Raw genomic sequence first — 12,855 nt, 5'->3', positions numbered from 1 at the left:
GGTTGGTAGGCCCTATCAAACAGGGTGAAGCTGTCCCCGTTCGAGCCGGTAATGACGATCCACCGTCGGGGCGGTGGCCTCCTCGTGGGCGATCACCAGTGCCGCACGACGAGCCAGCCAGGGGGCCAGACGTTCCCTCAGACGAGTGATGGTGGCCGGGTCCAGCCCCCGGAAGGGTTCATCCAGGACCACCAATGGCGGATCCCTCAGGATCACTCGAGCCAGCGCCAGACGCCGGGCCTGACCACCTGAGAGTAACGCCCCACCTTCGCCCACCTGGGTGTCCAGGCCCTGCCCCAGGGTCTGGATGAAGTCGTCCAGGCCTGCCAGAAACAGGGCCTGATGCAATTGCTCATCACTGGCTGCAGGGCGGGCCAGACGCAGATTGTTGGCCATGGTGTCGGCAAACAATACGGTCTCCTGGGTGAGGGCACCCAGTCGGTTGTAGAGATCCTGATAGCGCATGTCCTGTACCGGCACACCGGCCACGCGGGCCTCTCCCTCCTGAGGGGTCACCAGGCGCAGGGCCACGCTGATGATACTGGTCTTACCGGCACCAGAGGCCCCGGTAATCAGGACCGTTTCACCCGTATTCACCTCCAGGTCGATCCTCTCCAGTACCGGCGGAGCCTGCTCGCCATAGCGCAGGGATACCTGGCGAAGTTGCAGTCCTTCTGCAGCGGTGGGAACGACGGGGGCTTCCGGTTCCTCGAGGGCAGGGCGGGTATTGGCCACATTCAGCAGGCGGCGAGCCGCGCTACGGATCTGACCCACCCGCTGATAGGCCCCGGGGAGCATGCCCAGGGCCTCGGAAAGACCCAGCGTGGCCAGAATCACCAGGACCACGATGGGCGCGTTGGCCTGTCCCGCAGCCAGCCAGCCGATTCCCAGCCAAAGGGCCAGCCACACGGCCGCTAGACCGGCCAGCATCGCCAGGGCATCTCCCAAAGCCCCCCATCGCGCCAGACCACCCTCGGCCCGGGCGCGCTCAGACTCAGCCGATTCCAGGGCACGCCGATGGCGACCCAGGGATCCGAATACCCGCAGTTCCGCCAGGCCCTGAACCCCTTCCACGGCCAGCTCACGCACCCGGGCAGCAGCCTGGGTGCGACGCTCCCCGGCGGCACGGCCCAGGGCCAGAGCCAGGGCGGGCAATACCAGGCCTGCACAGGCCAGCAGGGCAATCACCCACAGGGCACCAACCGGGGCCAGCAAGCCGAACAAGACCGCCCCCCCCAACAGGGCCAGCACGGCTGTCAGGGTGGGCGTGATCACGCGCAGGAAGAGGCCGTCCAGGGTGTCGATGTCACCGACCAGGCGCTGCAGCAGGTCGGCCGAGCGGAAACGGGCCAGGGAACCCGGGTCAAGCGGCGAGAGCCGACAGAAAATCCAGTTGCGTAGATCAGCCAGATGCCGTAGCACCGCCTCATGATTCACCAGGCGCTCGGCATAGCGACCCAGGGTGCGGGTGATGGCTAGGGCACGGATACCACCTGCGGGGCGATAGACATCAAGCCCCATGATGAGCCCCAGCCCGGCCAGGGACGACGCCGTAATGAACCACCCCGAGAGGGCCAGCAGCCCCGTGGAGGCTGCCACCGTCAGCACGGCCAGCAGGCCGCCGGCGGCAAACCAGGGCAAGCGGGGCAGCGAGAGCTTGAGGAAGGGCCAGAGATCCTTCATGGGTGAGGAGCCCCCGTATCCCGGACCACCTGACCGTCCTGAATGGTGATGACCCGCTGGGCCCATTCCAGCACGCGGGGATGATGACTGGCGATGAGCAGGGTGGCACCGGTGGTGGCCGAGCGTTCCAGGGCTTTGAGTACCTGCTCCTCGGTGTCCGGATCCAGGCCCGCCGTGGGTTCATCCAGCAGCCACAAGGGGGCCTGCTTGAGGGCCGCGCGGGCCAAAGCCACACGCTGAGCCTGACCACCGGACAGGCCATAACCCCGCTCACCCAGCGGCGTATCCAGGCCTTGAGGGAGCTGGCTTGCAAAACCCAGCACACCGGCATCCCGAGCAGCTGCCCTGACCGCATCATCTGAGGCCTGGGGTTCTCCCATGCGAATATTGTCAGCCAGACTGCCCGCGAAGACATGGGGGCGTTGCCCCACCCAGGCAGCTTGTCGAACGGGATCCGGTTCATTCCCATCCACGGTCACCTGACCCTGGTCGGGATGAATGAATCCTGCCAGCAGATGCAGCACCGTGGATTTACCCGCACCACTGGGCCCGCACAGCGCAACCCGCTCGCCAGGCCCAATGGTCAGACTGACACCTCGCAGCGCCTGGCGTTGTCCATCCTCGAAGCTCACACGCACATCATCGAGGCAAACACACACACCGGCACCACTGGATGGATGAGGTAAGCGGGGGGGGGCGGACGGATGCGGTGCGTGGCGGCGCAGCAGCGGTATCAGGACCTGGGCCGCCCCCAGGGCCGCGGCGCGGTCGTGATAATGCTGGGCCAGTTGCCGCAGGGGCTGAAAGAAGTCCGGGGCCATCAGCAGAATGAACAGGCCCGAGAACAGGGTCAGTTCCGTGGCGGGGCTCCAGGTGAGATAGCCAATCAGACCAAAGCCCACGTACATGGCCACCAGGGCAATGGCCACGGCGCTGAAGAACTCCAGTACCGCCGAGGACAAAAAGGCCACGCGCAACACCTTCATGGTGCTCGCCCGATAGCCTTCGGCGGCCTCGGCCACATCCGTGGCGGCGCGCTCCTGCGCATTGAGCAGTCGCAGTGTGGTCAAACCCTGCAGGCGATCTAGGAAATGCCCACCCAGACGGGCCACGGTTTCTTGCTGGCTGCGGCTGACCTGCGCTGCTCCCATGCCCAGCAAGGCCATGAAGAAGGGGATCAGGGGGGCCGCAAACAGCAGGATCAGGGCGGCGAGCCAGTCCTGGGTGAGGGCGGCGATGAAGATGCCGATGGGAACCACCGCCGCCACGGTCATCTGTGGCAGATAGCGCCCGTAATAGCCTGAGAGCCCTTCCACCTGTTCCACGATGGCCGAGGAGAGGGCGCCACTATGGCGATCGGCAAGCCGTACCGGCCCCAGGGTGGCCAGATGCTGGAAGATCCGATCCCGGAGGTGACCCTGGATGCGCAGCGCGGCTTCCTGCCCGGTGGCCTCGCGTACCCAGCCCAGGGCCACACGCAGCAGCATCACACCGGCCAGCCAGGCAAATGGCACCGCCAGTTCCAACGGCCCCAGACCCTGGCTGATGGCGCGATTCAGCAGCCAGGCGATCAGACCGGCCTGCGGAATGATGAGCAGACCCGAGAGCACGCCCGCCCCGGTGGCCAGCCCCAGCAGGGGGCGGACCGGAGCGACGTGCTCATTCAGCCATTGGCGAGCCTCCCGGTTGGATATTTCCGGGGGCGTGTTGTCGGTCGGAGAAGTCAGTGGTAGCCCTCACCAACACGCACCTTGCCCCTGAACACCCAGTAGGTCCAGGCGGTGTAGGCAAGAATGATGGGAATCACGAACAGCATGCCGACCAGCGTGAACAACTGCGAGTCCGGTGAGGAGGCTGCATCCCAGAAGGTGTGTTCAGGGGGGACGGCATAGGGCCACATGCTGATCAGCAGGCCGGCATAGGCCAGTACGAACAGCACCAGCGTGGCCACGAAAGGGACACCCTCGTCCCGCTGGGTCAGGCCACGCCACAGCCATAATCCGGCGAGCACGGAGAGGGTGGGGAAAATCCACAGTACGGTGGCGTTATCCAGCCAACGTTCCAGCAGGTGGGGATGGGCTACGGCCGTCCACACACTGATGATGACATAGACCAAAAGCACCGCTCCCACCATCCAGCGGGCCACGCGGTAAGCCCAGTCCTGCAGATCTCCCTCGGTCTTCATGATCAGCCAGGAGGCTCCCAGCAATGTGTAGCCGGCTACCAGGCCCAGCCCCGTCATCACGGTAAAGGGGGTCAACCAATCCAGAGGCCCGCCCACGTAGGAAAAACCTTCCACCTCAAAGCCCTGGATATAGGCCCCCACCACGGCCCCCTGGGCGAAGGAGGCCACAAGCGAGCCCAGGAAGAACGACCAGTTCCAGGGCCCCCGCTTGCCGGGCGCAGATTTGAAACGGAACTCAAAGGCCACGCCGCGGAATATCAAACCCGCCAGGAGCAGAAACACGCCGATATAGAGTGCCGGTAGGAACACGGCGTAGATCAATGGAAAGGCAGCCAGCAGGCCTGCTCCACCCAGAATCAACCAGGTTTCATTGCCATCCCATACCGGTGCGACGGAGTTCATCATCACATCTCGATGATCCTCGTTACGGGCGAAAGGATAAAGAATGCCCACCCCCAGATCGAATCCATCCATGAGCACATACATGAATACCCCGAAGCCGATCAGGCCTACCCAGATCAATGTCAGATCAATCAGTTCCATGATGGTTACCTCGCACCGTCGGTGATGGATTCATCGGTTGCCGACAGGGGTCTCTTGGCATGGGCCCCAGGGGTTTCATGCCCACCATGGGTGCCATCGGGGCCCTTGCGGATGATGCGTATCAGGAAGGTGATGCCGGCGATGAAAACCACGGCGTACACGGTCACAAAGCCGATCAGGCTGAACAAGGCCATGCCGCCCGTCAAGGAAGGCGTGACACCATCCTCTACTCGCAGCAGACCATAGGCCAGCCAGGGCTGACGTCCCACCTCGGTGACGAACCACCCGGACAGTACGGCCAGGAAGGGGAGGGGGATCATCAGGCTGGTCAGGCGGAGAAAGCGTCGCGATGCTTCCAGGCGACCTCGCCAGGTCAGCCAGGCCCCCCATAGGGCCACCAGAATCATGAGCATGCCGATGCCCACCATGACACGGAAACTCCAGAAGACGATGGGCATATTGGGACGATCCTCCGGCGCCCATTCCTTCAGTCCCTCGATGCGGCCATCCAGCTCATGGGTGAGTATCAGACTTGCCAGCTTGGGAATGCCCACTTCCAGAAAATTGCGTTCCTGGGATGGGCTGGGAATGGCAAACAGCAGCAGCGGTGCCCCATCGGTGGTCTCCCAGACCCCTTCCATCGCGGCCACCTTGGCCGGCTGATGCTCGAAGGTATTGAGGCCGTGTACATCGCCCACGAACAACTGAGCCGGTGCTGCCAGGGCCAGCATGATCAAACACATCTGCAAGGCCTTCTTGGAGGCCTCGGGGGCCTTGCCCTTGAGCAGATACCAGGCTGAAACCCCCGCCACCACGAAACCGCCAGTCAGGAAGGAAGCCAGGGCCATGTGGAAGAAGCGCGGCGGGAAGGAGGGATTGAAGATGGCCTCACTCCAGGAGGTGAGATGGAAAATGCCATCACGCAACTCCACCCCGGCCGGCGTCTGCATCCAGCTGTTGGCGGATAGAATCCAGAAGGACGAGATGAAGGTTCCCAGGGCCACCATGCAGGCGGCGAACAGGTGGGTTCCGCGAGGCACCTTGTCGCGTCCGAACAGAAGAACCCCGAGGAATACCGCTTCCAGGAAGAAGGCCGTCACCACTTCATAGGCCAGTACAGGCCCCAGGAAGTTGGCGCTGGCATAAGAAAAAACGCTCCAGTTGGTGCCAAACTGGAACGACATGACGATGCCGGAAACCACGCCCATCCCGAACACCACGGCAAAGACCTTGGTCCAGAAACGGGAGAGTTGCTCATAAACAGGGTTGCTGGTCTTGTAGAGCAGCCCCTCAAGTAGGGCTATATAGGAAGCCAGCCCAATGGTGAACACCGGAAAGATGGCGTGGAATGAAACGACGAACGCGAACTGGATTCGCGATAAGAGAAGCGGGTCAAGTTCCATGGAGGCAGGACTCCCGTGTCGTGGTGGTCTTTAGACTCATTCTGCGCCCTTCACCTGGAATACCCTATGATTTTGGTCAATCACCCAGCCCTGAATTCGAGAGCGCCCAGGCTGGCCCCTTGTGCCAGTGCTCCGAGATTGTACCCCCCCGCGTCGCGCACTCAACCCCCCTTTGCAGACGCAATGACGGCAGAGTCCTCATGAATGCCGCTATGGCCCCATCACCCCGGAGGATCGTAGACAGCCATGAAAGGCCACCGCCGAGGCGCCATTGGACTGACGATCCCAGCAGTGCACGATGGCATCGAAGCAGGTCTCCACCTCATCAGAGTGGCCGCAACGGAAGGCCGCTTCCTCGGAGAGTGAGTCCACCGTGTCATGGGTCACCGTCATGGGCCCCTCGGTGATCATCCAATGCAGGGCTTGTCGGGCGCCTTCCAGGGAAAAGGTCATGCGCTGGATATCACCGAAGGCGTCCTCCACCTTCAGATCCACCTCGTGCCCCGCCATCAATGCCTGCATCAGCGGGGGAATATCATTCCCCTTGCGGGGTTCCCACAAGGCCCATTCCACCGACTCACCCTGCTGCTCTTCATCCGCCAGGGGTTGCTGATCATCATCGATGTGGGTGGAGACCACCCGGGCACGACCTTTGGATGCGATGCGGGCTTCCACGCAGCAGGTCCTTTCGGCGGCGGGGCGATCGGAACGGATCAGGATGGCGGCCTTGATCGGACCATTGCGAGTCTGGCCGATGGCAAAGGCGTTCCCGTCGTCGCTGCGAGTATGGGCCAGTAGGGTCAATTCGCCCCCATCCGATGTGCTGTAGCTGATCCACCAGTCCTGAAAACGCTCCGCGGCGTTCAGCGGCAGGGCCATTCCCAGCAGGATGCCGACAGTCCAGAAGCGATGACCCATGGCCTGAAACCCCAGCTTGTGATGGGCGAAATGTCAAGATCATGTGATCAGTAATGATTGATCGTTGTCAACCTTGTGCCGTAAGCGCGCCCCTTGCGGGTCAAACGAGGGCCCGGAGGCCCCGAAAAGCGGGTGGATTTCATCGATTCATCACACTCACCTGTTAATTTTCGCTGCAATGCAGCATATACTAGTGGTTAATGAGTTGGCAGGTGCTCGTGGTCACAGCCCTCGCGGCCCAGTCGCCCGACCCGCCTCACTCATCACCTACATTCGCCCAACCCAATCGGAGGTGGCACATGATCGCCCATCCTTTTTCCCTTGAAGGAAAAACCGGCATCGTCACCGGGCTTGCCAATGCCGACAGCATCGCCTTTGGCTGCGCCAAGGCCATGCATGAAGCCGGCGCGGAGATGATCGTCACATACGGTTCTCCCAAGGCCGAGAAACACATCAACCCCCTGGCCGCTGACATGGGCAACCCACAGCTCATGCTCTGCGATGTGCAGGATGAAGCCCAGGTAGAGGCCCTCTTCGCCCAGGCTCGCGAGCGCTGGGGCAAGCTGGACTTTCTGATCCATTCCATGGCCTTTGCCACCCGGGATGATCTGCATGGGCGCGTGGTGGACTGCTCCCGTGAGGGCTTCGGCCTTGCCATGGATGTCTCCTGCCATTCCTTCATGCGCCTTGCCCAACAGGCCGAGCCACTGATGAAGGATGGTGGCACCCTGATCACCATGTCCTACTATGGCGCTGACAAGGTGGTGGAAAACTATAACCTGATGGGGCCCGTGAAGGCTGCCCTGGAGGCCTCGGTGCGTTACATGGCCGATGAACTGGGTCCGGCTGGGATCCGCGTGCATGCCATCTCGCCCGGTCCGATCCGCACCCGGGCGGCATCGGGCATCAAGGGCTTTGAAAACCTGGCGCAAACGGCCGAGCAGCGTGCGCCCCTGCGTCGCCTGGTGTCCATTGAGGACGTGGGTCGTACGGCCGTCTTCCTGACCTCGGAAGCGGGACATTCACTCACCGGCGGTACCACCTATGTGGATGCCGGTGATCACGTGAAGGCCTGAAGATCATGGACAAAAAAGTGGAACAAGACTTTATTGAAAATCGCACCTTTGATGAGATCCAGGTGGGGGATTCGGCGACCATCGAGCGCCGTCTCACCATGGATGACATCAAGCTGTTTGCCATCATGTCCGGCGACGTCAATCCGGCCCATGTGGACGAGGACTTCGCCAAGAGCAGTCGTTTCCAGGAAATCATTGCCCACGGCATGTGGGGCGGCGCCCTGATCTCCACGGTGCTGGGTACGGAGTTGCCTGGACCGGGCACCATCTATCTGGGCCAGACCCTGCGCTTCAAGGCCCCCGTGGGCCTGGGAGACGTGCTGCGCGTGCATGTCAAAGTGCTGGAAAAGGACCCCAGCAAGAACCGCATCCAGTTCGACTGCCGGTGCACCAACCAGGATGATCGAGATGTCATCGTGGGTGTGGCCGATGTGCTGGCCCCGACGGAGAAGATTCGTCGTCCACGCACGGTGATGCCTCGGGTTCGCATGGCTGAACGAGCTCGACTGCATGAATTGCTGCACGCCGCTACCCATCCGGAGCCCGTGAGCATGGCCGTGGTGCATCCTGTGGATACCCAGGCCATCCTGGGTGCCTATGAGTCGGCCCGGGCAGGATTGATTCATCCAGTGCTCATCGGCCCGGAAGACCGCATTCGTGCGGCTGCGGACGAAGCCGAAGTGGATATCTCCGATTTTGAGATAGTGTCCGTGCCTCACAGCCATGCCGCAGCGGAGGAAGCCGTCAGCCTTACCCGAAGTGGCCGCATCGAGTCCATCATGAAGGGGTCGCTGCACACCGATGAGTTGTTGCGGGCGGTCCTGGCCCGCGAATCGGGGCTGCGTACGGAACGACGGGTCAGCCATATCATGGCCTTTGACGTACCCACCTATCCGCGTCCACTGTTTATCACTGATGCGGCCATCAATATCTACCCGACGTTGGCCGACAAGATGGACATCGTCCAGAACGCAATTGATCTGGCGCATGCTGTGGGTAATGAAGATCCTAAGGTGGCCATCCTTTCCGCGCTGGAAACAGTCAATCCCAAGATCCAATCCACCCTGGAAGCGGCCGCGCTGTGCAAGATGGCAGAACGTGGCCAGATCACCGGGGGCACCCTGGATGGTCCGCTGGCATTTGATAATGCCGTGTCGGAGGCGGCGGCCAAGACCAAGCATATCGTCTCGCCCGTAGCCGGCAAGGCAGACATCCTGGTGGCCCCGGATCTGGAGGCTGCCAACATGCTCATGAAGCAGCTCACCTATCTGGCAGATGCCACGGGTGCCGGGATCGTGCTGGGCGCGCGCGTGCCCATCGTGCTCACCAGTCGGGCAGACGATGCCATTACCCGTATGGCATCCTGCGCGCTGGCCCTGCTGGCAGCGGATTACCAGAAGAAAAAGGGTCGGTAATGGCGGATATCCTGGTCATCAATAGCGGTTCCTCGAGCATCAAGTTTGCCCTGTTCGCCCGCGAGGGCGGGCAGGGGATCGAGGGCTTTGCTGCCCGCTTCCGGGGGCAGTTCTCCGGCCTGGGTGACAAGCCGCACTTTGTCATCAAGGATGCCCAGGGACAGACGTTGTTGGATGAGCACCCCAAAGGGCAGGACGGAAGCCACTTCGATCATGGGACGGCCCTGAAATGCCTGCTGGACTGGGTGGATGATCACTCGGATGCGGACGACATCGCCGCCATCGGCCATCGCGTGGTGCACGGGGGGCGCACCTATCGTCAACCGGTGCGCCTGGATGCGGAGACGGTGCGGGATCTGGAAACCTTGATTCCGCTGGCCCCCCTGCATCAGCCTCACTGCCTGGCACCGGTCAACCACCTGTCGCAACTGCGACCGGATGTGCCACAGGTGGCTTGTTTCGACACAAGCTTTCATACCACCCAGCCTCGGGTGGCCCAGGCCTTTGCCCTGCCGCGACATCTCACCGATGCCGGGCTGGTGCGGTATGGTTTCCATGGCCTTTCCTATGATTACATCAGCCGCACGCTGACCCGGCACGTGTCCACCCCGGAAACGGGGCGTGTCATCGTGGCCCACCTGGGTAATGGCGCCAGTCTTTGCGCCATGCACAATGGCATGAGCGTGGCGTCCACCATGGGGTTCACGGCCCTGGACGGGCTGCCCATGGGCACCCGCTGCGGCAACATTGACCCCGGTCTGGTTCTGCACCTGCTCAGCCATGAGAATATGACCCCCGAGGAGGTGAGCCGGATGTTGTACAAGGAATCCGGCCTACTGGGCGTCTCAGGCATCAGCAGTGATATGCGTGTGCTTCTGGACAGCGAAGAACCCGCCGCCCGTGAGGCGGTGGATCTGTTCGTCTATCGTATCGTGCGCGAGATCGGCAGCCTGGCGTCTGCCCTGGGCGGTCTGGACCATCTGGTATTCACCGCCGGCATCGGCGAGCGCGCCGCTCCGGTGCGCTCGGAGGTGATTCGTGGCTGCCATTGGCTGGGGCTTGAAGTGGACGAGGCCAGTAACCTCGCCCATGGACCCTGCATCAGTGCCACGGGTAGCCGCGCCGCCGCCTGGGTGATTCCCACCGACGAGGAACGCATGATTGCCTGGCACACGGCTCAGTGCTGCGAATGACCACCGGCTCCCGGGCCCCCGCATCGGTGCCGCGGCCCGGGAGCCAGGCGAGGAGGTAGCTCTCCACGCCACGAAAACATCCTAGTTATCGTATTTGAAGGATATGTTCAGTCTGGCCCGGTAGGCAGCGATATTCCCCTTCTCATCCAGCTTGAGGTCGAGTTTGCTCACCTCCACAATCCTGAGTTCCCGCAGGCTTGAGCGGGCCTTGGCCACCGCCTGCTGAGCCGCATCCTCCCAAGACTTTTCACTGGTGCCAATCAACTCTATTACCTTATAAACACTCATATTATTATCTCCTCATCTCCTGTATGAATCCTTTTTGGTGGCAATCATTTTCTTCCTTGAAGGCAGATAGCCATGCAAAGGCCGCTCCCCGTCTCTTATAGACGACCGATGGAGAATTGTCAGGTGACCCCCGGCCGACAACGGCATCATTCGGAATCCGTGAGAAGTCCTAATCACAAGCGGCGCAATGACATTGCTTGCGCCAAAAAACCTAAATGGCCGCCTGCTGCCCAAACACATCCCGAGCCGTCCGGATACCCCGCAGGTACTGACATTGCCTTCGCGCCGCCAGATCCACCAGACTCGCCGGCGCCCCGATGGCCGAGCCAAAGGAATGGAATAGATCGAACGCGTGCGCGATAAAAGCATCAGTCCCCATACCCATGCGCGCCAGCAGTTTCGGCGTGCCTTCCGGTATGCGTCTCCGTTTGGTGGGGTAAATGCAGCTCGGAATAGGCCTTGGCCTTCGCCACCTCTGCCAGCGTCAAGTGAAGATCCTAACCAACCAAAAAGCGCATCGCACCCAGGATAAGGACGGCGTAGGCCAGTAGGGCACCCAACGTCCATTTGATGATATCCACCTTGTGGTGCGCAGTTTCGGTCCGCAGCTGCTCGATATCCCGGTGCAGATTCCCCTCAATCTGTCGAGTCTCTCCCCGCAACTGCTCGATCTCCTTCTGAAGGCCCCCCCGCAGTTGCTCGATCTCCTTCTGAATATCCCCCCGCAGCTGCTCGATCTCCTTTTGCAACCGCAGTTCAGTTTCCCTTAACGACGCATTGGTGGCCAGATCGTTCACGGCTGGGAAGCGGCGCTCCACATGCTCGATGGCTTCCACGATCAATCGTGCCCGGGTCTTCTCGTCCGGGGCGCTGCTGATTTGCTCGTAGAGTTCGATCACGGAGGTCATGGTGGGCAGTATGACACCGCTTGGTTGGGGGTGCCAGATGAAGCGATAGGCTGAACGCCAAGCGACGTGGCCCTTGCTGTCCCCACGCCGGCCAGATGGACATGACCGTTCCCCGTAGTTCGGGTTTCGTACACACCGCCTGTCGCCGCCGAGGGCAGCTCCCACGGCGGGCAAGGGTGCTCAAGCCCCTTTATTGCCGCTCACCTCGCGGCCTGAGATAATGGAAGGGTAATCGTCAAGGATACTCACATGACCTCCGTCATCGAACTCTACGAACAGCTATCCAGCGCCCCGGATGATAAGACGCGCGCTCGCCTGATCGCCGAGGCCTTCGAACAAATGGAACAACGCTACCCTGAGGTGACCGACCTGGCCACGGGAGCGGCACTGCGTGAAACAGAGTTGCGGCTGCAGAAGGAAATAGAGCAACTTCGAGGCGAGGTCAAGAAAGACATTGAGCAGCTCAGGGGGGACATGCAGAAAGACATTGAGCAGCTCAGGGGGGACATGCAGAAAGACATTGAGCAGCTCAGGGGGGACGTGCAGAAAGACATTGAAAAGCTCAGGGGGGAGGTGAAAAAGGACGTCGCCGAAGTTCGGGGCGATATCGCCCAAAGCAAGATTGAAACCATCAAATGGACGGTGGCCTGGACCGGAGGCTTACTGCTGGCTCAGGCGACACTCATCCTGGGAGGTCTGCGCTACCTACTGGGATGACATGGTGGCGTGGTGCGCAGTCTCGGCCCGCAGTTGCTCGATCTCTTTCTGAAGATCCCCTCGCAGTTGCTCAATCTCCTTTGCTGCCCCCACGCCGGCCAGATGGACATGACCGTTCCCCGTACGGGCCACTGCGTTCCCCGTCGTTCACGACGCTGCCAAAAGCTCCTGCCCAAACATATCCCGAGCCGTCCGGATACCCCGCAGATACCGACACTGTCGTCGCGCCGCCAGATCCACCAGACTCGCCGGCGCCCCGATGGCCGATCCAAAGGAATGGAACAGATCGAAAGCGTGGGCGATAAAGGCCTCAGTCCCCATACCCAGGCGCTGCAGGAGCTTTGGCGTGCCTTCCGGTATGCGTCCTCGTTTGGTGGGGTGAACGCAGCGGCCCAGGGTCTGGGTCAGTTCCACATAATCCGGCCATGAAAAGGGGATGCCTGCCTCGAATCGGCCCGTGCCATCAAAAGGCATCAGCGGAACTGGTTGCAACGACCGCAGCACACGCTCCTCGCGCATGACCTCG

The 12,855-nt window shown here is 61.7% G+C and carries 12 protein-coding genes and 1 pseudogene; 4 read left to right on the top strand and 9 right to left on the bottom strand.

All coding sequences use genetic code 11. From position 1 onward, the window contains the following. Positions 1 to 15 precede the first annotated feature (15 nt). The 5 genes from cydC to LPW29_RS13740 all read right to left on the bottom strand — a co-directional run bounded on the left by cydC (position 16) and on the right by LPW29_RS13740 (position 6,732). Complete coding sequence (gene cydC, locus LPW29_RS13760; protein ID WP_238628475.1) at positions 16 to 1,683, bottom strand: thiol reductant ABC exporter subunit CydC; 1,668 nt, start codon at positions 1,681 to 1,683, stop codon at positions 16 to 18. Further along, on the bottom strand, positions 1,680 to 3,317 hold the full coding sequence (gene cydD / locus LPW29_RS13755) for a thiol reductant ABC exporter subunit CydD (protein WP_255705820.1): 1,638 nt from the start codon (positions 3,315 to 3,317) through the stop codon (positions 1,680 to 1,682). Before cydD ends, cydC begins: the two co-directional genes overlap by 4 nt. Positions 3,318 to 3,406: 89 nt before the next feature. Further along, the gene (cydB, locus tag LPW29_RS13750) at positions 3,407 to 4,411 is read right to left on the bottom strand and encodes a cytochrome d ubiquinol oxidase subunit II (RefSeq protein ID WP_090254722.1); all 1,005 of its coding nucleotides are present in this window, start codon (positions 4,409 to 4,411) and stop codon (positions 3,407 to 3,409) included. A gap of 5 nt (positions 4,412 to 4,416) precedes the next feature. Continuing rightward, the gene (locus tag LPW29_RS13745) at positions 4,417 to 5,814 is read right to left on the bottom strand and encodes a cytochrome ubiquinol oxidase subunit I (protein WP_238628473.1); all 1,398 of its coding nucleotides are present in this window, start codon (positions 5,812 to 5,814) and stop codon (positions 4,417 to 4,419) included. Positions 5,815 to 6,024: 210 nt separating this feature from the next. After that, entirely contained in the window at positions 6,025 to 6,732 is a 708-nt protein-coding gene (locus LPW29_RS13740) for a hypothetical protein (protein ID WP_238628472.1), read from the bottom strand. Positions 6,733 to 7,031: 299 nt separating this feature from the next. Here LPW29_RS13740 and fabI point away from each other — a divergent pair, with 299 nt between their 5' ends. Genes fabI through LPW29_RS13725 form a run of 3 tightly spaced genes read left to right on the top strand, consistent with a single transcriptional unit; the run spans position 7,032 to position 10,416 of the window. Beyond that, positions 7,032 to 7,808 carry an enoyl-ACP reductase FabI gene (gene fabI, locus LPW29_RS13735; protein ID WP_238628471.1) on the top strand — a complete coding sequence of 259 codons (777 nt, stop codon included), beginning with the start codon at positions 7,032 to 7,034 and terminating at the stop codon, positions 7,806 to 7,808. A gap of 17 nt (positions 7,809 to 7,825) precedes the next feature. Further along, positions 7,826 to 9,223 (top strand): bifunctional enoyl-CoA hydratase/phosphate acetyltransferase, encoded by a 1,398-nt coding sequence (locus tag LPW29_RS13730; RefSeq protein ID WP_370642845.1) that lies wholly within the window; start codon positions 7,826 to 7,828, stop codon positions 9,221 to 9,223. Next, complete coding sequence (locus LPW29_RS13725) at positions 9,223 to 10,416, top strand: acetate/propionate family kinase (protein ID WP_238628469.1); 1,194 nt, start codon at positions 9,223 to 9,225, stop codon at positions 10,414 to 10,416. Before LPW29_RS13730 ends, LPW29_RS13725 begins: the two co-directional genes overlap by 1 nt. A gap of 81 nt (positions 10,417 to 10,497) precedes the next feature. Here LPW29_RS13725 and LPW29_RS13720 read toward each other — a convergent pair whose 3' ends face one another. Next, on the bottom strand, positions 10,498 to 10,704 hold the full coding sequence (locus LPW29_RS13720) for a dodecin family protein (protein ID WP_090254734.1): 207 nt from the start codon (positions 10,702 to 10,704) through the stop codon (positions 10,498 to 10,500). A gap of 497 nt (positions 10,705 to 11,201) precedes the next feature. Beyond that, on the bottom strand, positions 11,202 to 11,612 hold the full coding sequence (locus tag LPW29_RS13715) for a coiled-coil domain-containing protein (protein WP_238628468.1): 411 nt from the start codon (positions 11,610 to 11,612) through the stop codon (positions 11,202 to 11,204). Positions 11,613 to 11,861: 249 nt separating this feature from the next. Between LPW29_RS13715 and LPW29_RS13710 the strand changes: the two genes are divergently transcribed. Continuing rightward, positions 11,862 to 12,329, top strand: coding sequence for an apolipoprotein A1/A4/E family protein (locus LPW29_RS13710; protein WP_238628467.1), 468 nt, complete (start codon positions 11,862 to 11,864; stop codon positions 12,327 to 12,329). Here LPW29_RS13710 and LPW29_RS13705 read toward each other — a convergent pair. Both LPW29_RS13705 and LPW29_RS13700 read right to left on the bottom strand, forming a co-directional pair. Further along, entirely contained in the window at positions 12,318 to 12,461 is a 144-nt protein-coding gene (locus tag LPW29_RS13705; protein WP_238628466.1) for a hypothetical protein, read from the bottom strand. The two genes, LPW29_RS13710 and LPW29_RS13705, sit on opposite strands and share 12 nt — an antisense overlap. A 15-nt stretch (positions 12,462 to 12,476) precedes the next feature. After that, positions 12,477 to 12,855: pseudogene (locus LPW29_RS13700) on the bottom strand (transposase); the annotation flags it as partial.

Origin of the sequence: Ectothiorhodospira sp. 9100, from assembly GCF_022227565.1 — a bacterium.
GTDB lineage: Bacteria > Pseudomonadota > Gammaproteobacteria > Ectothiorhodospirales > Ectothiorhodospiraceae > Ectothiorhodospira > Ectothiorhodospira marina.
The sequence above is the reverse complement of the archived record's forward strand: the minus strand, read 5'-3'. Positions and strand labels throughout refer to the sequence as shown.